The 20,020-nt window shown below is 61.2% G+C and carries 20 protein-coding genes and 1 tRNA gene; 13 read left to right on the top strand and 8 right to left on the bottom strand.

Going from position 1 to position 20,020, the window contains the following annotated elements:
- Positions 1-14: 14 nt before the first annotated feature.
- The gene (locus IEY47_RS17110) at positions 15-440 is read right to left on the bottom strand and encodes a VOC family protein (protein ID WP_188984880.1); all 426 of its coding nucleotides are present in this window, start codon (positions 438-440) and stop codon (positions 15-17) included.
- A gap of 116 nt (positions 441-556) precedes the next feature.
- Here IEY47_RS17110 and IEY47_RS17105 point away from each other — a divergent pair, with 116 nt between their 5' ends.
- Entirely contained in the window at positions 557-1,426 is an 870-nt protein-coding gene (locus tag IEY47_RS17105; protein ID WP_188984878.1) for a LysR family transcriptional regulator, read from the top strand.
- Between the two features lie 168 nt (positions 1,427-1,594).
- On the opposite strand, the gene IEY47_RS17100 is transcribed toward IEY47_RS17105, so the two are convergent.
- From IEY47_RS17100 to IEY47_RS17090, 3 genes are read right to left on the bottom strand one after another with little or no spacing between them, the layout of a single operon-like run.
- On the bottom strand, positions 1,595-2,968 hold the full coding sequence (locus IEY47_RS17100; RefSeq protein WP_188984876.1) for a c-type cytochrome: 1,374 nt from the start codon (positions 2,966-2,968) through the stop codon (positions 1,595-1,597).
- Between the two features lie 11 nt (positions 2,969-2,979).
- Positions 2,980-4,749: a GMC family oxidoreductase gene (locus IEY47_RS17095; RefSeq protein ID WP_188984874.1), complete on the bottom strand. Its 1,770-nt coding sequence runs from the start codon at positions 4,747-4,749 to the stop codon at positions 2,980-2,982.
- Between the two features lie 36 nt (positions 4,750-4,785).
- On the bottom strand, positions 4,786-5,505 hold the full coding sequence (locus tag IEY47_RS17090; RefSeq protein ID WP_188984871.1) for a gluconate 2-dehydrogenase subunit 3 family protein: 720 nt from the start codon (positions 5,503-5,505) through the stop codon (positions 4,786-4,788).
- Positions 5,506-6,177: 672 nt separating this feature from the next.
- On the opposite strand from IEY47_RS17090, the gene ccmA reads away from it, so the two are divergent.
- The 9 genes from ccmA to ccmI all read left to right on the top strand — a co-directional run bounded on the left by ccmA (position 6,178) and on the right by ccmI (position 13,168).
- Positions 6,178-6,783, top strand: a complete 606-nt coding sequence (gene ccmA / locus IEY47_RS17085) for a cytochrome c biogenesis heme-transporting ATPase CcmA (RefSeq protein WP_188984869.1) — start codon at positions 6,178-6,180, stop codon at positions 6,781-6,783.
- On the top strand, positions 6,783-7,454 hold the full coding sequence (gene ccmB, locus IEY47_RS17080) for a heme exporter protein CcmB (RefSeq protein WP_188984867.1): 672 nt from the start codon (positions 6,783-6,785) through the stop codon (positions 7,452-7,454). The genes ccmA and ccmB overlap by 1 nt, the downstream gene beginning before the upstream one ends.
- Positions 7,455-7,589: 135 nt before the next feature.
- Positions 7,590-8,348, top strand: coding sequence for a heme ABC transporter permease (locus IEY47_RS17075; RefSeq protein ID WP_188984948.1), 759 nt, complete (start codon positions 7,590-7,592; stop codon positions 8,346-8,348).
- A complete protein-coding gene (gene ccmD / locus IEY47_RS17070) occupies positions 8,345-8,521 on the top strand; it encodes a heme exporter protein CcmD (RefSeq protein ID WP_188984866.1) in 177 nt (58 codons plus the stop codon). The genes IEY47_RS17075 and ccmD overlap by 4 nt, the downstream gene beginning before the upstream one ends.
- Positions 8,518-8,976, top strand: coding sequence for a cytochrome c maturation protein CcmE (gene ccmE, locus IEY47_RS17065; RefSeq protein WP_188984864.1), 459 nt, complete (start codon positions 8,518-8,520; stop codon positions 8,974-8,976). The genes ccmD and ccmE overlap by 4 nt, the downstream gene beginning before the upstream one ends.
- Positions 8,973-10,946, top strand: a complete 1,974-nt coding sequence (locus IEY47_RS17060) for a heme lyase CcmF/NrfE family subunit (protein WP_188984862.1) — start codon at positions 8,973-8,975, stop codon at positions 10,944-10,946. The genes ccmE and IEY47_RS17060 overlap by 4 nt, the downstream gene beginning before the upstream one ends.
- On the top strand, positions 10,943-11,482 hold the full coding sequence (locus tag IEY47_RS17055; protein WP_188984860.1) for a DsbE family thiol:disulfide interchange protein: 540 nt from the start codon (positions 10,943-10,945) through the stop codon (positions 11,480-11,482). Before IEY47_RS17060 ends, IEY47_RS17055 begins: the two co-directional genes overlap by 4 nt.
- On the top strand, positions 11,479-11,964 hold the full coding sequence (locus tag IEY47_RS17050; protein WP_188984858.1) for a cytochrome c-type biogenesis protein: 486 nt from the start codon (positions 11,479-11,481) through the stop codon (positions 11,962-11,964). Before IEY47_RS17055 ends, IEY47_RS17050 begins: the two co-directional genes overlap by 4 nt.
- Positions 11,957-13,168, top strand: coding sequence for a c-type cytochrome biogenesis protein CcmI (ccmI, locus tag IEY47_RS17045; RefSeq protein WP_188984856.1), 1,212 nt, complete (start codon positions 11,957-11,959; stop codon positions 13,166-13,168). Before IEY47_RS17050 ends, ccmI begins: the two co-directional genes overlap by 8 nt.
- Positions 13,169-13,392: 224 nt before the next feature.
- Here ccmI and IEY47_RS17040 read toward each other — a convergent pair whose 3' ends face one another.
- The 3 genes from IEY47_RS17040 to IEY47_RS17030 form a co-directional block, all read right to left on the bottom strand.
- Positions 13,393-13,617 (bottom strand): hypothetical protein, encoded by a 225-nt coding sequence (locus tag IEY47_RS17040; protein WP_188984854.1) that lies wholly within the window; start codon positions 13,615-13,617, stop codon positions 13,393-13,395.
- Between the two features lie 17 nt (positions 13,618-13,634).
- Positions 13,635-14,723, bottom strand: coding sequence for a Na/Pi symporter (locus IEY47_RS17035; protein WP_188984946.1), 1,089 nt, complete (start codon positions 14,721-14,723; stop codon positions 13,635-13,637).
- A gap of 708 nt (positions 14,724-15,431) precedes the next feature.
- Positions 15,432-15,508, bottom strand: a tRNA-Arg gene (locus IEY47_RS17030).
- A gap of 358 nt (positions 15,509-15,866) precedes the next feature.
- On the opposite strand from IEY47_RS17030, the gene gabD reads away from it, so the two are divergent.
- The 3 genes from gabD (at position 15,867) to IEY47_RS17015 (ending at position 19,145) form a co-directional block, all read left to right on the top strand.
- The gene (gene gabD / locus IEY47_RS17025) at positions 15,867-17,315 is read left to right on the top strand and encodes an NADP-dependent succinate-semialdehyde dehydrogenase (RefSeq protein WP_188984852.1); all 1,449 of its coding nucleotides are present in this window, start codon (positions 15,867-15,869) and stop codon (positions 17,313-17,315) included.
- A 169-nt stretch (positions 17,316-17,484) separates the two neighbouring features.
- The gene (gene gabT / locus IEY47_RS17020; RefSeq protein ID WP_188984850.1) at positions 17,485-18,765 is read left to right on the top strand and encodes a 4-aminobutyrate--2-oxoglutarate transaminase; all 1,281 of its coding nucleotides are present in this window, start codon (positions 17,485-17,487) and stop codon (positions 18,763-18,765) included.
- A gap of 191 nt (positions 18,766-18,956) precedes the next feature.
- Positions 18,957-19,145 (top strand): hypothetical protein, encoded by a 189-nt coding sequence (locus IEY47_RS17015; protein ID WP_188984848.1) that lies wholly within the window; start codon positions 18,957-18,959, stop codon positions 19,143-19,145.
- A 30-nt stretch (positions 19,146-19,175) separates the two neighbouring features.
- On the opposite strand, the gene crc is transcribed toward IEY47_RS17015, so the two are convergent.
- Positions 19,176-19,955: a catabolite repression control protein Crc gene (crc, locus tag IEY47_RS17010; protein ID WP_188984846.1), complete on the bottom strand. Its 780-nt coding sequence runs from the start codon at positions 19,953-19,955 to the stop codon at positions 19,176-19,178.
- Between the last annotated feature and the right edge of the window lie 65 nt (positions 19,956-20,020).

Below are 20,020 nucleotides of genomic sequence, written 5' to 3'. Positions count from 1 at the left end.
TCGTGATGAGGGTCTTACTTGGCGAACAGCTGACTCATGTCCTTGAACGCCTTGAACTCCAGTGCGTTGCCGCATGGATCGAACAGGAACATGGTGGCTTGCTCGCCAACCTGGCCCTTGAAGCGAACGTAGGGCTCGATCACGAACTGGGTTTCACGGGCTTTCAGGCGATCCGCCAGCGCTTCCCACTCATCCCAGTGCAGGATGATGCCGAAATGCGGCACCGGCACGTTATGGCCATCGACAGCATTGGTATGTGCGGACTCTTGCGAAGCGGTCTTCGGATGCTCGTGGATCACGAGCTGGTGCCCGTAGAAGTCGAAGTCGACCCAATGATCGGAAGAGCGGCCTTCGGCGAGACCGAACACGTCACCGTAGAAGGTGCGTGCGGCCGGCAAGTCATAAACGGGAATAGCGAGGTGGAAAGGAGAAAGGCTCACGGCGGTCATCCTGCTGGTTCGGTGTTTTTCTGTGGCGATTATTCACCCATGTACATTGTGTGGAAAAGCAAATATGTTTTGTTTCGAGCTCAAATAATTTCGATCAATGACTAGCCATGATCCGTGAACTGAAAACATTCCTCACCGTCGTTCGTTGTGGGACATTCGCCGCCGCTGGCAAGCAAGTTGGCTTGACGCAGTCCGCCGTCAGCGCGCAGATAAAAAACCTGGAAGAATCGCTTGGCATCGTGCTTTTCGATCGCACCGGTCGGACGGCGACACTGAACGCGGCGGGTGTCCGGGCGATTCCGCTGGCAGAGCAGATCATGGCGTTGTTCGCCGCGATGGGAACGCCCGAGCGGCTGGAGGAGTACCGTGGCGAGTTGCGTATCGGCGCGATCGGCTCGGTGCAGACCTGCCTGATGCCGTCGATTCTGCTGCGTTTGCGCCAGCAATCTCCGGGGATTGAACCCAAACTGGTGCCCGGCGTCTCGCTGAACCTGCTCAATCAAGTGGACAGTGGCGAGATCGATCTGGCGATCATCATTCGCCCACCTTTTTCGTTGCCGAAAGAACTCGATGCCGAGCTGGTACGTAGCGAACCCTTCGTGTTGATTGTGCCCAAGGACGCAGCGATCAAAGACCCGCTGAGCATGCTCGCGGAAAACCCCTTTGTCCGTTATGACCGCAGCTCATTCGGCGGGCGGCTGGTCACGCAATTTCTGCGCAAGCATCGGATACAGCCGAATCAGGTGCTCGAACTGGATGAATTAGATGCCATCGTGAAAATGGTCGAAAGCGGCTTGGGTGTGTCGCTCATTCCCCTGGCGGGGCTGTGGGTGGACAACGATCCGGCGGTCACCATTGTTGGGTTGGGCGAGCAGACGTTCCATCGGGAGTTGGTATTGGTGTCGCGTTATGGCTCACGCCAATCGCCACCGCACCGGCTCTTCAGGGATTGCCTGGCAGATGCAATTCCAGCGTGAGCCTTGAGGGTGTTGCGGCCCCTTGAATGTGCAAGGTTTGTTTTTTCCAGTTTGTGGGAGCGCGCCATGCCCGCGATGGGATGGCGGTGACCCTATCGCGGCCCGCTCCCACAGGAGATGGAACCCGATGCGAAGGCCCTGGCTGACCTTTGGGCCAGGGCCTGCTTGTTACCGCTCCCCTTGGGACGGCTCGATCGTGGTTTTTGCCTGGCCGTGGCCGTGGGCCAGGCTTTGGCGGACATCGTGCACTTGCGCTGCCGTTACTGCTGCCGCGTCGTTGGACCAGCCCTGGCGAAGGAACGTGGCCAGTTCGGCAACCTCTTCGTCATTCATGCGGTAGGCAAAGCCGGGCATCGGCAGGACAGCCGGAGCGCGCGCCGTCGAGGGCGTCTGGGCGCCGGCGAGAATCACATGGATCAGCGCCGTGGGATTAGCGGCATTGATCACCGATGCCCCATCCAGTTGTGGGAACACGCGCGGCGCGCCTTTGCCGGAAACGAAGTGGCAGGCGTTGCAGTTGTCCAAGTACAGACGTTCGCCCAGGCTCAGGTCGGTGGCGGCGGTCAATTTGCTCGCCGTCGCTTCGCTGCGCTCGGACCCGCCCTTGGAGGGCTGTTCAGCGGACAGCGACTTCAAGTAGGCCGCCATCGCATGCAGGTCCTCGTCGGACATGTGCGACGTGCTGTTGGCGATCACGTCCGTCATCTCGCCGGCCACCGACGCCTTGGCGTTACGCCCCGTGCCCAGGTAGTCGACGAGCTCGTCTTGCGACCAATGCGCCATGCCGCGAATGGAAGGCACTGCCCAGCCATTGAGCTCGCTACCGGAGAGGTACGCCGCACTGCTTTCGTCCAGCCCTTTCTCCTGCATGGTCAGCGCACGAGGTGTATGGCAGGAGCCACAGTGGCCCAGGCCCTGAACCAGATAAGCGCCGCGCGCGATCTGCTCATGGGACGCCTCGGCCGCGGCGGCCAGCGATTGAGCAGCCGACTCGGGCGATGGCGAGAAGAACGTGCGCCAATAGGCCAGTGGCCAGCGGATCGACAGCGGCCACGGAACGTCGTTGACCTGGTTCGCCTGCTCGATCGGCGCGACACCCTGCATGAAGTACGCGTACAGCGCTTCCATGTCTTCGTCCGTGACGCGGGCGTAGGACGGGAAGGGCATGGCCGGATACAACGCACTGCCATCGTGGTTGATGCCACGGCGGACGGCGCGCTCGAACTCACCATACGTCCAGCCACCGATGCCGGTCTTTTCGTCCGGCGTGATGTTGGTCGAATAGAGGGTGCCGATGGGCGACTCTATACCCAGGCCACCGGCGAAGGGCTTGCCGCCGCGACGGGTATGGCAGGCCACGCAGTCGCCGGCGCGCGCCAGGTATTCACCTTTGCTGACGAGTTCCGGGGTGATGGCTTGCGTCATCTTCGCCTCGGGATCGCCGGAGCGGTTGAGTACCAGGCTGATCGCCCAGGCCAGCAACGCCAAGACGATGCCGATGACAACGACGATGAGCAGAATGGAGCGGGATTTGTTTCTCATCTGCCTGCTCCTTACGCCTGCACCAGCGGGCCGGGGTTCTTGAGGTACTGCTCCTTGATGGCTTGCGCCGAGAACAGCGTGATAGCGCCAATCAGTGCGGTCGGGTTGGCCTGGAAGTTCTGCGGGAACGCGTTGCCACCGGGAACGAAGACGTTGTGCACGTCCCAGCTCTGCAGGTAGCGGTTCAAGGCGCTGGTTTCCGGCGATTCGCCCATGACGGCGCCGCCCACGTTGTGGGTGGACACGTACTTGGTGATGTCCCAGTGCGAGTCCATCGACAGGAAGCTTTCGCTGTAGCTGTCCGGGCTCAGCTCCTGGGCGATGTTGTTCACGATCGTGCGCAGGTATTGCTGCAGCTTCAGCTCGTTTTCCTTCCAATCGAACGTGATGCGCAGCAACGGCTGGCCCCACGGGTCCTTGTAGGTCGGGTCCAGATCCACATAGTGTCCGCGGTAGGACATGCAGCCGGTGGAAATGCTGATCTTCATGGAGTGGCCGTACCAGTCCTGCATGCCTTCCTTCCAGCCCTGGCCCCAGTCCGGTGTGCCCTTGGGCAGCGCGGTGCCGATGGGGGTACCGGTGGCCTGCGAACTGTGGATCTTGGCGCCGCCGATGAAGCCGAGCGAAGGGCCGTCATAGTTGCCGGGCGATACGTCGTTGAACATCTGGCCGGTGGCGCCCGCAGTGGCGAACGGATTGAAATGCTTGTCCTTGAAGAACAGCGTGGTGCCGCCATTGCTGAGGTAGGCGTAATTACGGCCGACGACGCCGGTCTCGGTGATCGGGTCGTACGGTTTGCCGATACCCGACAGCAGCATCAGGCGCACGTTGACGAACTGGAAGCCCGCCAGGACTACGATCTTCGCCGGTTGGAAGACGATGTTGCCGTCAGCATCCGCATAGGTGACGCCTCGGGCGGTCTTGCCATCGGGGTGCAGTTCGACCTTCAACACGTTGGCGTTGACCCGGTAGTCGAAGTTGTCCATGCGTTTCAAGGCGTCCATCACCGCGGTCTGCGGAGAGGCCTTGGAATAGTTCAGGCACGGGTATTTGCTGCAGTAGCCACAGTAATTGCAGGGGGCGATCTGGTTGCCGTAAGGGTTGGTCCAGGCTTGGGATACGTTCGCCGACGGGTTCGGGAACGGGTGATAACCCAACTTACGTGCCGCCTCGGCGAACATGGAGCAGTTGAGCGTGTCCTTCAGCGCCGGAAGCGGGTAGGGATTGGAGCGCGGGCCTTCGAACGGGTCGCCGCCTTCCTGGATTTCGCCGCGAAGGTTGCCCGTGTTGCCGGACAGTCCGCAGATCTTGTCGAACTTGTCCAGGTACGGCTCCATTTCTTCCCAGGTGAAGGGGAAGTCGCCGATCCGCATGTCCTCTTGCAGAATGCCGGGCTTATAGGCCTGGTCCGCGTAGGTCTTGAGCTTGATGTCGGTGGGTGTTGGGCGAATCAGCACGCCAGTCCAGTGCAAACCAGAGCCACCCACGCCGGTACCAGGCACGAACGCGCCCCATTTGCGGGTCGGCAGCGCGGTGCTGTGCATGTTGTGGCGAACGGTCAGCGCGCCATCTTTAGGGGTGACCATGATCTTGTTGCGGACGCCGTAAGCGTACTGATCGGCCGGCTTGGGATAGGCGAAGTCGGCGTTGTTGCGATCTTCCCCACGTTCCAGGGCGCGTACTTTCAAACCGGCTTGCGCCAGCTCGATGCTCATCAACGAGCCCGTCCAGCCCAGGCCGACGACGACGACGTCGACTTCGTCATTGGTAATGTTTGCCATAAGAAACCTTGCCTGCTTTGCGCGTGCGAATGGGGTTCAGCCGCGGTCGCCGTTGAGGCTGACCGGCCCGAGTGGATACTTGACGTTGTGCTGCGCGACCCACTCCAGGTAGCTGGCACGTGCGCCGGGGAAGCCGATGGCGATCCAGGCCTTCATGCCCTTGTTGCCGCCGTAGATGGGGTCGGCGAGGTATCCCTGCTTGGCCAGGGCCAGGGCTTCGTTGAAGAACGCCTTGGCCTTGAGTACCTCTTCACCGAACTCGGCGAAGTTCACTTCGCTCGCTTGCAGCTTCTTCAAGACGTCGTTCTGCGTGGCGGCATCGAGGGCGGCGAACGTGTCGCGGTGCGTCTGTTTGCACCAGGCGTCGACGGCCTTGATGCCGTTGCGATAGATCTCCTGCGGCGTGTAGGGGATCTGGTAGCCCAATTCAGCGGGCGCTTTCAGGTCGAATGGCCCTTCGAGGTAGATCTCGCTGCCCAAATCGCCGGCCAACTGTTGGTCCATGAACACGGGAACGTTGGTTTCCAACGCGCCAGGGCCACGGCCATTAGCTGGGATGAAACGGTCGCAGGCTGCGGTGATGAAGGCCCATTCCGCTGCGCTGAAGAACGTCGGGCTGTAGCCCTCGAGGCTCGGTGCAATCATTTCGGCCGCCGCCGCAGCGGTCAGCCCTTTTATCGTCACGCCCAGCGCAGGCAAGGCGATCAAGGAAGAAAGCAGAAACTTCCTTCGCGATGTTTGTTTGTTCAACAACATGTAGAGGCCACCTATGACTGCTCACAAGGAAACGCCGGATGAGGCAGGACTCACGAGCAGGGAGCCCGGTCTGCGATCCGAATCTCTTGGGAAACGATGGCGGCAGCCGAGCGAGTGCCCCTCATCGAGGGGGGTATGTCGGCGTTCACGTTCTGGCAGGCAGGTGATAGGACACTGGCCAATTGCACCGGCTGTTTTGCATGAAGCACAGGGCGGTTGCTAACTACAGGTCGATCGCTACCACTACGGGTCACATGGGTGGCCCAGAACGCGGCTGGCGGGCCTTCGGGCCGCTCTACTTGTGTTCGTTTGCATCGAGGCGGGCTGTCTAAACCAGGGTTTAGCAGCGCAGATTTCAGGCTGCGATACTTCGGTATCGTCTGTTCATCACGGGTTTTCGATCGTAACAGAATCGGTCTAGGATGTAACAAATGATTTCCTGGAAGCTGTCAACGCGTTACGCTGTCGCACGTTTTCAAGGCCCGCTCGGGTATCCGCAACGGCCTTTTCGAGCATTGATTTCTCATTGAGCATGTTCCGCCGCATCGATCCGGCCAGCGCCGCGACGGGCGAAACATTGCGTCTGATCAAGGGATGTATAATCCAGCGCCTTCCGAATGCGCCCACCTGTCCTGTCGTCCATCGTCCAGAGCCAATTCCGGTAACCATGTCGTGAGTAGTCCGTTTCTCGAAGCCGTAGCAGTGACCTGCGAGCGGGACGGCCGTGTGTTGTTCGAGGATCTGAATCTCTGCGTGGGTGCAGGAGAGATGCTTCAAGTGACCGGCCCGAATGGCAGCGGCAAGACGAGCCTGTTGCGCATTCTGGCGGGATTGATGCCGGCAGCATCGGGTGAGGTGCGCGTAAGGGGCGGTGCTGAAGGGCTACTTTGGATCGGTCACGCAGCGGGCATCAAAGCCTTGCTGACCCCTGAAGAAAACCTTGCCTGGCTATGTGCGTTGCATCGTCCTGCCGACCGCGACTCCGTTTGGCGCGCGCTGGCTGCGGTGGGGTTGCGCGGTTACGAGGACGTGCCCTGCCATACGTTGTCCGCGGGTCAGCAGCGCCGGGTCGCGCTGGCGCGGCTTTATCTGGACGCCCCGGCGCTTTGGATACTGGACGAGCCCTTCACGGCGTTGGACCGGCAAGCCGTGGACGGATTGGAAGCGCATTTGGCCGAGCATTGCCGGCAAAGCGGCGCGGTGGTGCTGACAACCCATCACGCGCTGACCGTTACCCCCGAGCGCTATCAGGATCTACCGCTGGGGACGCCGACGTGATGGGGCGCGTGTTTGTGTCGTTGATCGTTCGTGAGGCGCGACTGTTGTGTCGACGCCCGGCAGAACTGGCTAATCCGCTGGTGTTCTTCGCCATCGTCATTGCGTTGTTTCCCCTGGCGATCGGACCGCAGACGTCACTCCTGCAAAGCCTGTCGCCGGGATTGATCTGGATGGCCGCCTTGTTGGCAGTGCTGTTGTCCCTCGACGACCTGTTTCGCAGTGATTTTGAGGACGGTTCATTGGAGCAATGGGTGCTTTCGTGTCATCCGTTATCGGTGTTGGCGTTGGCCAAGGTCGCCGCACATTGGTTGTTCTCCGGGCTGGCACTGGTCGTGATCGCTCCGGTGCTGGCGTTGATGCTCGGGTTGCCCGGGCGTTGTCTGCCGGTGCTACTCGGATCGTTGCTGCTGGGCACGCCCGTGCTGAGCCTATTGGGCGCGGTTGGTGCTGCGCTCACGGTGGGGCTCAAACGCGGCGGGGTGTTGCTGGCGTTGTTGATCCTGCCGCTGTACATCCCGGTGTTGATTCTGGGCAGTGGCGCCCTGCAAGCGAACCTTCAAGGGTTGCCGGTGGCGGGACACCTCTTATGGCTGGCGAGCCTTGCGGTGCTGGCGGTGACGTTGACGCCCTTTGCCATTGCGGCGGGGCTGCGGATTAGCGTGGGTGAGTGATTGAGCCTCCTGGTGCGCTGAACGGGTTAGCCTTACGGGCGCTCTCGCGAGCGAGCTGATCGCAGCCCGGCTCGCTCCTGCAGCGAGCTCGGACGACTTCGCGTTTTTAGAAAACGGTTTGCAACTGAACGAGTACTGATGAACTGGACATGGTTTCACAAGCTGGGCTCGCCCAAGTGGTTCTACGAGATCAGCGGGCGCCTGTTGCCGGGCTTGAGCATCGCGGCGGCTGTGCTGCTGGTGGTCGGCACGCTGTGGGGGCTGGCATTCGCGCCGCCTGACTACCAGCAGGGCAATAGCTTTCGCATCATCTATATCCACGTGCCCGCCGCATTCCTTGCGCAATCCATCTACGTGATGCTTGCCGCGACCGGCATCGTCGGGCTCGTGTGGAAGATGAAGCTTGCCGACGTCGCACTGCAGCAGGCCGCGCCCATTGGCGCCTGGATGACGGCCATCGCACTGATCACCGGATCGATCTGGGGCCGACCGACCTGGGGCACCTATTGGGTCTGGGATGCGCGCCTGACGTCCATGTTGATCCTGCTGTTCCTCTATTTCGGCGTGATCGCGCTGGGTCAGGCCATCAGCAACCGGGACAGCGCGGCCAAGGCGTGCGCCGTGCTCGCCATCGTGGGCGTCGTGAATATTCCGATCATCAAATACTCGGTGGACTGGTGGAACACGCTGCACCAGCCCGCCACGTTCAGCATCGTCGAAAAGCCCGCCATGCCGGCCGAGATGTGGCTGCCGCTGCTGGTCATGGTGCTTGGCTTCTATTGCTTCTTTGCCGCGGTGTTGTTGGTGCGCATGCGACTGGACGTACTGCATCGCGAGGCACGCAGCAGCTGGGTGAAGGCGCTGGTCGCCGCGCGCGTGGGGGAGGGGCGATGAGCTTCGCGTCGTTCTCGGAATTTCTCGCGATGGGGCCGCACGGCGTTTACGTCTGGTCCGCCTATGGCATCTGTGTGGCAGTGCTGGCGCTGAATGTGGCATTGCCGCTGCGCGCACGGCGTCGGTATTGGCAAGAACAAGCGCGCCGTTTGCGCCGGGAGGAATCACGGTGAACGCCGTTCGTAAGCGGCGTCTGTTCGTCGTACTAGCCATCCTTGCGGGTGTCGGCGTCGCCGTTGCACTGGCGCTCAGCGCCTTGCAGCAGAACATCAACCTCTTCTACACGCCGAGCCAGATCGTCGCGGGCGAGGCGCCCTTGAACGCGCGCATTCGCGCGGGCGGGCTGGTAGAGAAAGGCTCGGTCAAGCGTTCGGCGGACTCGTTGCAGACGGATTTCGTGGTGACCGATGGCGCCGCGGAGGTCACGATTCGCTATCACGGCATCCTGCCGGACCTGTTCCGCGAAGGGCAGGGCATCGTTGCGCTAGGGGCGTTGGATAGCAGCGGCTTGTTGCTGGCGGATGAAGTGCTAGCCAAGCACGATGAAAACTACACGCCACCGGAGGTCAAACAGGCGCTGGAAAAAGGCGAGCGACTCAAGACGGCCGGCAGGGAGCTCGCGCAATGATCCCTGAACTGGGGCATCTGGCGCTGATCCTCGCGCTGTGCCTGGCGCTCGTGCAGGCCAGCATGCCGCTGCTGGGTGCCTGGCGCGGCCAGGTCGACTGGATGAACCTCGCACGTCCAGCAGCCTGGGGGCAATTCGTCTTTCTCTTGTTGGCGTTTGGCTGCCTGACCTACGCGTTCCTCTGCGACGACTTCTCCGTGACGTATGTGGCGGAGAACTCCAACAGTGCGTTGCCCTGGTACTACAAGTTCAGCGCAGTATGGGGCGCGCATGAAGGCTCGCTGTTGCTCTGGGCGCTGATCTTGGGCGGCTGGACGTTCGCCGTCGCGCTTTTCTCCCGGCAGTTGCCGCTGGAGATGCTGGCGCGCGTGCTTGGCGTCATGGGCGTCATCAGCGTGGGGTTTCTGCTCTTTCTGATCGCCACCTCCAACCCGTTCTCGCGCCTGCTACCCAACGCGCCGCTCGATGGCCGCGACCTCAATCCGTTGTTGCAGGATTTCGGCCTGATCGTGCATCCGCCAATGCTGTACATGGGCTACGTCGGGTTTTCGGTCGCGTTCTCCTTCGCCATTGCCGCGTTGCTGGGGGGCAAGTTGGATGCGGCCTGGGCGCGTTGGTCTAGGCCTTGGACGATCGTCGCTTGGGCCTTTCTCGGTGTTGGCATCGCCCTGGGTTCCTGGTGGGCGTACTACGAACTGGGGTGGGGCGGCTGGTGGTTCTGGGACCCGGTCGAGAACGCGTCCTTCATGCCTTGGTTGGTCGGTACCGCACTCATCCACTCACTGGCAGTGACCGAGAAGCGTGGCGTATTCAAGAGCTGGACGGTACTGCTCGCCATCGCAGCGTTTTCGCTGAGCCTGCTGGGCACCTTTCTCGTACGTTCCGGGGTCTTGACCTCAGTGCATGCGTTCGCGACGGACCCCACGCGTGGCGTCTTCATTCTGGCGTTCCTGTTGCTGGTCGTGGGTGGCTCGCTGACGCTGTTCGCCATACGTGCGCCGGTCGTGCGTAGCCAGGTCGGGTTCGGGCTGTGGTCGCGGGAGACGCTGCTCCTGGTCAACAACCTGATCCTGGTGGTCGCCGCGTCGATGATTCTCCTGGGGACGCTGTATCCGCTGGTGCTGGACGCCATGAGCGGCGCCAAGCTTTCGGTAGGGCCGCCGTACTTCAATGCGCTGTTCGTTCCGCTGATGGGTTTGTTGATGGCAATGCTGGCTATCGGCGTCTTGGTGCGCTGGAAGGACACGCCGACGCGCTGGCTCCTCGGGATGCTCACGCCGGTGCTGCTCGCGAGTGTCGCCGTGGCGCTTGTCGCGGGTTGGCTGCTGGGTGATTTCCATTGGGCCGCCTTGAGTGTCTGCCTGTTGGCGGCGTGGGTCGTGCTCGCCGGCGTACGCGATATCGCGGATAAGACGCGGCATAGGGGCTTTTTCACCGGCCTGAGGAGCCTGGGGCGTAGCTACTGGGGCATGCAACTGGCGCATCTGGGGCTGGCGGTTTGTGCGCTTGGCGTGGTCTTGACCAGCCTGGGTGGCATCGAGCGCGACCTGCGGATGGCGCCGGGCGCTGATGTGGAGCTGGGTGGCTATCGATTCGTCTTCGAGGGCGCCGCTCACCATGAAGGGCCGAACTTCGTGTCCGATCGCGGCACGGTAAGGATATTCGAGGCGCAGCGACAGATCGCTGTGCTGCACCCTGAAAAACGCCTGTACACCGTGCAAGGCTCGGTGATGACCGAAGCGGGCATCGACGCCGGGCTGACGCGTGATTTGTTCGTGGCACTTGGCGAGCCCTTGGAGCAAGGCGCCTGGGCCGTGCGCATCCAGATCAAACCCTTCGTGCGCTGGATCTGGCTGGGCGCTTTGATGATGGGGCTGGGCGGTTTCCTGGCGGCTGCGGACAAACGCTACCGCATGAAAATGAAAGCGCGGGTCGTGGGCGCGCTCGTTGGAGAGGAGGCGAGGACATGAGACGGCTGATATTCGCGGTGCCGTTGCTGGTGTTTCTCGGCATTGCCGCCTTTCTCTATCGCGGGCTGTTTCTCGATCCGGCGGAGCTGCCCTCGGCCCTGATTGATAAACCCTTCCCCGCTTTTTCGCTGTCGGGCGTGGCGGACGAACGCCCGATCACGCAGCTCGATCTGCGGGGCAAGCCGTCATTGGTGAACATCTGGGGCACCTGGTGTGTGGCGTGCCGTACCGAGCACCCGGTGCTGAACAAGATCGCGGCCAGCGGTGTAAACATTCACGGGGTGAACTACAAGGATGACATTGCCGCTGCACGCAAATGGCTGAGCGATTTCCACGATCCGTACACGCTCAACATCAGCGATCCACAGGGCACGCTGGGGCTTGATCTCGGCGTCTACGGCGCGCCGGAAACCTTCCTGGTCGATGCGCGCGGCATCATTCGCTACAAGCATGTCGGCATCGTCGACGAGCGCGTGTGGCGCGAGCAGCTTGCCCCGCGTTACCAGCAATTGGTCGACGAGGCGAGCGCACCATGAAGCATCTGTTCAAGGTGCTGGCGCTGCTCTTGTTGCTGTGCGGCGTAGCACACGCGGCCATCGATACCTACACCTTCGCCAGTGATGCGGAGCGCGCCCGCTATCGGCACCTCACCGAAGAGCTGCGCTGCCCCAAGTGCCAGAACCAGAACATTGCCGACTCCAATGCACCCATCGCCAAGGATTTGCGCGCGGAAATCTATCGCATGCTCAGCGCGGGTGAGAGCGACGCGCAAATTGTCGATTACCTCGTCCTGCGCTACGGCGACTTCGTCATGTACAAGCCGCCGCTGACCGGGCGCACGCTGCTGCTCTGGTGCGGACCGGCAGTGCTGCTCGCGGGTGGGTTCGTGGTGCTGGGGATCATCGTGCGGCGCCGGCGTCGGGTTCGGCGCGTCCCCAACGGTCTGACAGCTGACGAGCAGCAGCGATTAGCGCAGTTGCTGGCGCGCACCTCTGCGAAAAGAACACGCAATGATTGAATTTTGGATTTCCGCCGGGTTGTTGTGCCTGATCGCCATGGGCTTCCTGCTGTTGCCTTCGTTACGCCGCAATAGAGCGCGCGCAGAGGAGGACCGCACGGCGGTGAACGTCGCACTCTATGAAGAGCGCGTGCAGGCGCTTGAAGAGCAGCATCAGGCGGGCGTACTCGATGAGCCAGGTTTGCAGACCGCCCAGGACGAAGCCGCCCGTGAGTTGTTGGCGGATACCGACGGCGATGCGGGTCGTCAGCGCGTACGGGGCCGTGTCGTGCCGATGCTCGCGGCAGTGTGCGTGCCGGTCCTCGGGCTGCTGCTGTATGCGAAGTTTGGCGCGATCGGTGCTGTCGAGCAGGCGCGCACGGCGGCCGAAGCGCCGGGAACGATCGAACAGATAACGGCACGTCTGGAGCGCGCGGTTCGCGAGCGTCCGGAATCTTCGCAGGGGTGGTATTTCCTGGGCAGGACGTTGATCGCCGAAGGGCGTGCTGCGGATGCTGCCAAGGCATTCCAGCGCGCTGCCGAGACCGGAGGTCGTGCGCCGGCGGTGCTCGGTCTCTGGGCGCAGGCGCTGTATTTCGCGGGAGATAAACAGTGGTCGCCGCAGCTCGATGCATTGACCGACGAGGCGTTGGCGGCTGACCCCAGCGAAGCGTCCACCCTCGGCTTGCTTGGTATCCATGCCTTCGACGAGCGGCGTTATGCCGACGCGATAGGTTTTTGGGAAAAATTGCTCGCGATCATGCCTGCGGGTGAGCCCTCGCGGCAGGGCATCGAGCGAAGTATCGCCATGGCCAAGGCGCAAATGGATCAGCGGAGCAACGCCCAGGATGCTCCTACGCCAGCGAAGGGCATCCGGCTACGGGTCGCGCTTGCGGATGCGCTACAGCAGCAGGTGCGGCCCAATGATGCTGTCTTCGTGTTCGCTCGAGCAGTGGATGGCCCTCCCATGCCGCTTGCGGTGAAGCGCCTGCGCGTGGCTGATCTGCCGGCCGAGGTAAGCCTGTCCGACACCGACGCAATGATGCCGGAGCTCACCCTATCGGCGTTCGAAAAGGTCGAACTGGTCGCGCGGATTTCGCGCGCCGGCGACGCGCAGCATGGGGAGTGGATTGGGCGCGAACAAGGTGCGCCTAGGGCTGAGCAAGCGCTTCGCGAGGTGGTCATCGACGCTCTGGATAAAGGCGCTTCGGGTAACGAGCGATAGGGAATGTTGGTTTCAACCTCTGCGCCTGTTCGTTGCGGGGTGGAACCTTGATTTACCTCGCCAACTGTACATAAATCGCGGGCATGGCCCGCTCCCACAATGGCGTTTGGATCGTTAGCGCGGACGTAGGATGGAGTCCCGAAGGGCTTCCACCGCTTTCCGTGAGTGCCTCTGGCGCGGCCCTACAAAGGAAATGGACCGTGGTATCGCAAGGCCAATCCACGCTAACGCTTAGATTTCAGCCATTCGGCTTTTAACGTGATCCAGAACAGCTGCAAGCTCGTGAACTGGGTATCCACCGCATGGATATAGTCGTCGAGCTGGTCGATCTCTTCGTGCTGCGCCTGTTCGTCCGCCTCCAGATCGGCAAGTTTGATCTGCAGATCGTCAACCAAGATGCGGAGCTCACGAATACGTGCGCGAGTGTCTGCGCTATGCGGCGTTTTCATGGTTAACGGTCTCCCGATCACATTTGACTGATGGTAATCAGCCCAAGGGGCATCGCGAAGAACACCCCGCCGATGTAGCCAAGCACGTAGAGCTTGCTACGCTCGGCCAGCCGCGCGAGGCTGGTGGCGATCATTGGCGGTATCGGCCGCAGGAAGGGCAACCCGTAGATCAGCACGATGCCCAGCACGTTGAACATCAGATGCACGATGGCGATCTGCATCGCGAGCTCGGCGGTCGGCCCAGTGATGGCCGTCGCGGCAAGCAGCGCGGTGACGCAGGTGCCAATGTTTGTGCCCAGCGTGAAGGGGTAAACCTGCTTTAGCGTGAACGTGCCGCTCCCGGCCAATGGCACGATCAAAGCGGTGGTCGTCGACGATGACTGAACCAGTACCGTGATGAGCATTCCCGAGCCGATGCCCGAAATCGGACCGCGCCCGACGCTCGCATGCAGGATCTCCTTGGCGCGTCCCACCATCACCCGTCGCAACACGCGGCCAATCGCTGTTACCACGAACAAGATGAGTGCCACGCCGATCAGGATCAGCGCGACGCCCGACCACATTTCGCTCGGCAGCCAACTAACGCTGGCCTCCAAAACCGCGCTGGCGGGCGCGAGCAGGGCACTCGTGAAGTTCACGCCTTTCATGTCCAGGCTCGCGTCATGAACCAGCAGGCCGGCGATCGCTTCGGCGATGTGCTGCAGCGGATGGAAAAGCAGTTCAAGAGGCAGCAACAGGGCGACGGCGGTCAGGTTGAACGCATCGTGCACCGTAGCCGCGGAAAACGCCCGACGGAACTCCTCGCCATTACGCAGATGGCCGAGGCTGACGATGGTGCTGGTGAGCGAGGTGCCAATGTTGGCGCCCATCACCAACGGGATGGCGATCTCGATGGGTAGGCCCCCAGCCACCATGCCGACGATGATCGATGTGACGGTGCTCGAACTCTGGATCAGTGCGGTCGCCGTGAGGCCGATCATCAGTCCGATGAAGGGGTTGCTCGCGAACGCGAACAGTGCTTTCGCATTGTCCCCCGCCGCCGCCTTGAATCCATCACCAATGGCACCCACAGCTGCCAGCAACAGATAGATCAAGCCCACGACCATCAGCCAGGATAACCAGGATCGGGTAGCCGGCTCGTGCTGCCCCTTCAGGAGCGGGTGTGTCTCGACGCTCATCGTCATTGCCTTCGTTGCTGGGTTCTTTGCGCCCAGCTTTCAAGCTAAATATGACAGTTAAGTGACAATCCTGGCGTGTTTGGATAGGTGGCGATTCTCATCAAGGCGAGCCGAGCCGGTATGTCCGCCGTGAGAATGAGCTCAATGCCGCGGTGCCAGGCGAATTTCGGGGGTTCATCGACAGAGCTACCCCATATGATTGCTCGTGCAATCGCGCGATTTCCCTTACATCCAGTTTCACTATTTCGCCGTGTCGCGGCGAGCGTACGACGCTCAATCACCGGGTAGTGACCATCCCTTTGCCCAGCGATGGATTGTCGCTTCTGTACCGCCGTCCTGGTCATCGCGCGCACTTCGACACAGCGATCTGCCGATCGTAATTCGACATCTGATACGGCGTGCGCCGACGAGTTGGCCCAAGACGCTTGGAAAAGGCCCAAGAACCCCTGGTCCGCTTCATGCGGGCGTAGCACTGAAATCCGTTAGGGCAGGCCCCCTCGGCTGAAGCACGCAAATCGCTCAGCTTCAATCGACCGGGGCAGATCGGGACTATGTATCGCGACGCTGAACGGTTCAACCTGATAAATCGAAGTCCAAAAAAAAACCCACGTTTTTACGTGGGCTTTTCTTCGTATATGGCGCACTCGGCGGGATTCGAACCCACGACCCCTGCCTTCGGAGGGCAGTACTCTATCCAGCTGAGCTACGAGTGCGTTGCGCGGGGCGCATGATACTCATCTGGCTGGCGGGCGTCCATGCTGGCGGTGCGGGCTGAACAAAATGTTGTGTGCGTCCTCGAATTGGAACGGCGTTCGCGACGGCGGCGCCGATTAGCCGAGTGTGAAATCGAGTGTTTATTTTTTCGAACAACATATTGTGTTGAGAGGGCGCAAGCCCTAGCATTCGTTCGATATTCAGAACGCCTGGCCGTCCGCTATTTTTGTGGTCAGGCGTACCGTTCCGCTCGCTCAGCCGACTGTGAGGGTGGGCCTTCCACAGGCGGAAGGTCATGCCCGCACGCTCATCATGAATATGTCCTGCGCCGCTCGGCGCAGCCGCCAGGAGATCGCCATGCAATTGAAAGACGCTTCGCTTTTCCGCCAACAGGCTTACGTCGATGGAGCCTGGGTCGATGCGGACAACGGTCAGACGATCAAGGTCAACAATCCGGCTACTAATGAAGTGCTCGGCACAGTGCCCAAGATGGGCCGCGCGGAAACCCGTCGTGCTATCGAAGCCGCTGACAAGGCGCTACCCGCCTGGCGTGCGCTGACCGCCAAAGAGCGCGCGGCGAAGCTGCGTCGCTGGTACGAATTGATGTTGGAAAACCAGGAGGACCTGGGTCGCCTGATGACGCTGGAGCAGGGCAAGGCCTTCGCCGAGGCCAAGGGCGAGATCGCTTACGCGGCGTCCTTTTTGGAGTGGTTCGCTGAAGAAGCCAAGCGTGTTTATGGCGACACGATTCCGGGACACCAGGCGGACAAGCGCATCATCGTCATCAAACAGCCGATCGGTGTAACGGCGGCCATCACACCGTGGAACTTCCCTGCGGCGATGATCACCCGTAAAGCCGGTCCAGCACTGGCAGCCGGCTGCACCATGGTGCTCAAGCCCGCTTCGCAAACCCCTTATTCGGCGCTGGCACTGGCTGAGTTGGCCGAGCGTGCTGGCATTCCAAAAGGTGTGTTCAGTGTCATTACGGGTTCTGCCGGCGAAGTGGGCGGCGAACTGACCAGCAACCCGATCGTGCGCAAGCTGTCGTTCACCGGTTCGACGGAGATCGGCCGCCAGTTGATGGCTGAATGCGCGCAGGACATCAAGAAGGTGTCGCTGGAGCTGGGTGGCAATGCCCCGTTCATCGTGTTCGATGACGCGGACTTGGATGCAGCAGTCGATGGCGCCATCGTTTCCAAGTACCGCAACAACGGCCAGACCTGTGTCTGCGCCAACCGCATTTATGTGCAGGACGGTGTCTACGAAGCCTTTACCGAGAAGCTGAAGGCCGCTGTTGCCAAGCTGAAGATCGGTAACGGTCTGGACGACGGTGTGACGACTGGCCCGTTGATCGACGAGAAAGCCGTCGCCAAGGTCAAGGAACACATCGAGGACGCCGTGAGCAAGGGCGCCAAGGTAGCATTCGGTGGTAAGGAGCACGCCCTGGGCGGTACCTTCTTCGAGCCCACGATCCTGACTGACGTGCCGGCCAATGCCCTGGTTTCCAAAGACGAAACCTTCGGCCCGCTGGCGCCGCTGTTCCGCTTCAAGGACGATGCTGAAGTGATCGCGGCGGCCAACGACACCGAGTTCGGCTTGGCATCGTATTTCTACGCCAAGGACCTGAGCCGTGTGTTCCGTGTCGCTGAGGCGCTGGAGTACGGCATGGTCGGCATCAACACCGGTCTGATCTCGAACGAAGTGGCTCCGTTCGGTGGCGTCAAAGCCTCCGGCTTAGGTCGCGAAGGTTCGAAGTACGGCATCGAGGATTACCTGGAAATCAAGTACCTCTGCCTGAGCATTTGAGTCTGCGCCTCACGTTCAGCCGCTAACACTTGCTGAGCGTGAACGTGGACGGGACATATTCCACCGCGCCCGGATGCGCATTGACGGTCGATCATCGTATGCCGTCAGTGCGCTACGGGCGTATTTTCATCCTTGAACAGGGCCGGCGATGAACGGCCGAAGAGGAGCTATGAGCAAGACTAACGAATCCCTGATGCAGCGTCGTATGGCTGCTGTCCCACGCGGTGTCGGCCAGATCCATCCGATCTTTGCCGAGAAGGCCGAGAACGCCACCGTTACGGACGTCGAAGGACGCGAGTTCATCGATTTCGCCGGTGGTATCGCGGTGTTGAACACCGGCCACTTGCATCCGAAGGTGATCGCGGCCGTCCAGGAGCAGCTGACCAAGCTCAGCCACACCTGCTTCCAGGTGTTGGCCTACGAGCCTTATGTCGAGTTGGCCGAAGAAATTGCCAAGCGTGTACCGGGCGATTTTGCGAAGAAGACGCTGCTGGTCACCAGCGGTTCGGAAGCGGTCGAAAATGCCGTGAAGATTGCCCGTGCGGCGACGCGTCGTGCAGGCGTCATCGCGTTCACCGGTGCCTATCATGGCCGCACGATGATGACGCTTTCCTTGACAGGCAAGGTTGCGCCTTATTCGGCAGGCATGGGCCTGATGCCGGCAGGTGTTTACCGCGCCGAGGCGCCGTGCGAGTTGCACGGTGTGAGCGAAGACGATTCGATCGCCAGCATCGAGCGCATCTTCAAGAACGACGCACAGCCTCAGGATATCGCCGCGATCATCATCGAGCCTGTGCAGGGTGAAGGTGGTTTTTACGTCAACTCGCCTGCTTTCATGAAGCGCCTGCGCGCGCTGTGCGATGAGCACGGCATTCTGCTGATTGCCGATGAAGTACAAACCGGCGCGGGTCGTACCGGTACGTTCTTCGCGACCGAACAGCTGGGCATCGTTCCTGATCTGACCACATTCGCCAAGTCGGTCGGCGGTGGCTTCCCGATTTCGGGTGTCAGCGGCAAGGCGGAACTGATGGATGCGATTGCCCCCGGTGGCCTGGGCGGCACCTATGCCGGCAGCCCGATCGCGTGCGCGGCTGCGTTGGCGGTGCTCAAAGTCTTTGACGAAGAGAAGCTGCTGGAGCGCAGCAACGCGCTGGGCGAGCGTCTAAAGGGTTCGCTGCGTGAGATTCAGGCCAAGCACAAGGTCATCGGTGATGTCCGCGGCCTGGGCTCGATGATCGCCATCGAACTGTTCGAAGGCGGTGACGTGCACAAGCCAGCGGCGGAGCTTGTGGGCAAGATCGTTGCGCGTGCCCGCGAGAAAGGGTTGATCCTGTTGTCGTGCGGCACGTACTACAACGTGATCCGCTTCCTCATGCCGGTCACCATTCCCGACGCTCAGTTGGACAAGGGTATTGCCATTCTCGCCGAGTGCTTCGACGAACTGGCGTGACCTCCCTCGCGGCGCGTCCTCGCAGGCGCGCCGCTCTAGAGCGAGCCTTCCGGCGCGTTTCTTAGGGTATTGGAGCGATATTCCAGAAGCGGCGAACGGATTATCGACTCCCGCTTCGTTTAACGCTGTATCCCTTCTCACGCCCTCTCTCGCTTCTGCTCCGAGCGAATATTCCTCAGGCGGCGAGCCTCTTGATCAGTCGCGAAAGTGGCTTGTCGGAGGTCGAGCGGCTGTTTTGTGCCGGTCCACAGATCACGGCACGGCTGATCGCCGCGGCGATCAGCCCAAAGCCGCCCATGGCTGCGCTGCTGGAAGGCAAGGCGGCGCGGATGTTAGGCGTGACGCTGGAAATGCTTGAGGGTATCCCCGCGGCGGCCTGATGGCCTGCGCGGGGTGGTTTGGACGTGGCCTTAAAGGCTGAGCGTCCAGTCGTAGTCGACAATCAGCGGCGCGTGCTGCGAGAAACGTGGCTGACGTGGCAGCTTGGCATTACGCACCGAGCGGCGCATGCCGGGCGTGAGGATGTGGTAGTCGAAGCGATAGCCGAGATTCAGCAACTCGGCTTGTTCGCTGTCCGCCCACCAGCTGTACTGGTCACCTTCACGGCTGACCTCGCGTAGTGCGTCCACGTAACCCATGTTGCCGAATACTTCGTCCAGCCAACTGCGTTCTGGTCCGAGGAAGCCGGGCGTCTGCTGGCATTCGCGCCAGTTCTTGACGTCCAGTTTCTGGTGCGCGACGTAAAGCGAGCCGCAATAAATATACTCGCGGCGCTTACGGCGCTGCTTGTTCAGGTACGCACTGAAGTCGTCGATGAACTTGAATTTCTGATTCAGGTTCTCGTCCCCGCCCTGTCCAGATGGCAGCAGTAGGGTGGCGATACTAACTTTGTCGAAATCCGCCTGCAGGTAGCGCCCGTAGCGATCCGCCATCTCGAACCCGAGACCGTAGATCACCGCCTTGGGTTGCAGGCGCGAATACAACGCGACTCCTCCTTGGGTGGGTGACTCGGCATCAATGGAGTACTGGAAGTAGCCGTCCAGCTGGAGGGCTTGCTCTTCCATTTCGACGATGGAGGCGCGGGTGTCCTGCAGGCAGATCACGTCGGCATTCTGCGCCTGAAGCCAGCTGAGAAGACCTCGCTCGACTGCAGACTGAATGCCATTCACGTTTACACTGATGATCCGCATAAATGGCCCCGAAAAACACGTGCGTGTATGATAACTGAGCTCGTCCCAATTAGCTAAATCCGTGC

The organism is Pseudomonas matsuisoli (assembly GCF_014647635.1).
GTDB classification, from domain to species: domain Bacteria; phylum Pseudomonadota; class Gammaproteobacteria; order Pseudomonadales; family Pseudomonadaceae; genus Pseudomonas_P; species Pseudomonas_P matsuisoli.
The sequence above is the reverse complement of the archived record's forward strand: the minus strand, read 5'-3'. Positions and strand labels throughout refer to the sequence as shown.

What these genes read in the sequence shown, in the direction of transcription:
- IEY47_RS17105 (WP_188984878.1), top strand. Translation starts at nt 557, where the DNA reads ATGATCCGTGAACTGAAAACATTCCTCACCGTCGTTCGTTGTGGGACA.
- IEY47_RS17100 (WP_188984876.1), bottom strand. Translation starts at nt 2,968, where the DNA reads ATGAGAAACAAATCCCGCTCCATTCTGCTCATCGTCGTTGTCATCGGC.
- IEY47_RS17095 (WP_188984874.1), bottom strand. Translation starts at nt 4,749, where the DNA reads ATGGCAAACATTACCAATGACGAAGTCGACGTCGTCGTCGTCGGCCTG.
- IEY47_RS17090 (WP_188984871.1), bottom strand. Translation starts at nt 5,505, where the DNA reads ATGTTGTTGAACAAACAAACATCGCGAAGGAAGTTTCTGCTTTCTTCC.
- ccmB (WP_188984867.1), top strand. Translation starts at nt 6,783, where the DNA reads ATGGGGCGCGTGTTTGTGTCGTTGATCGTTCGTGAGGCGCGACTGTTG.
- ccmD (WP_188984866.1), top strand. Translation starts at nt 8,345, where the DNA reads ATGAGCTTCGCGTCGTTCTCGGAATTTCTCGCGATGGGGCCGCACGGC.
- IEY47_RS17060 (WP_188984862.1), top strand. Translation starts at nt 8,973, where the DNA reads ATGATCCCTGAACTGGGGCATCTGGCGCTGATCCTCGCGCTGTGCCTG.
- IEY47_RS17055 (WP_188984860.1), top strand. Translation starts at nt 10,943, where the DNA reads ATGAGACGGCTGATATTCGCGGTGCCGTTGCTGGTGTTTCTCGGCATT.
- IEY47_RS17050 (WP_188984858.1), top strand. Translation starts at nt 11,479, where the DNA reads ATGAAGCATCTGTTCAAGGTGCTGGCGCTGCTCTTGTTGCTGTGCGGC.
- ccmI (WP_188984856.1), top strand. Translation starts at nt 11,957, where the DNA reads ATGATTGAATTTTGGATTTCCGCCGGGTTGTTGTGCCTGATCGCCATG.
- IEY47_RS17040 (WP_188984854.1), bottom strand. Translation starts at nt 13,617, where the DNA reads ATGAAAACGCCGCATAGCGCAGACACTCGCGCACGTATTCGTGAGCTC.
- IEY47_RS17035 (WP_188984946.1), bottom strand. Translation starts at nt 14,723, where the DNA reads ATGGTCGTGGGCTTGATCTATCTGTTGCTGGCAGCTGTGGGTGCCATT.
- gabD (WP_188984852.1), top strand. Translation starts at nt 15,867, where the DNA reads ATGCAATTGAAAGACGCTTCGCTTTTCCGCCAACAGGCTTACGTCGAT.
- gabT (WP_188984850.1), top strand. Translation starts at nt 17,485, where the DNA reads ATGAGCAAGACTAACGAATCCCTGATGCAGCGTCGTATGGCTGCTGTC.
- crc (WP_188984846.1), bottom strand. Translation starts at nt 19,955, where the DNA reads ATGCGGATCATCAGTGTAAACGTGAATGGCATTCAGTCTGCAGTCGAG.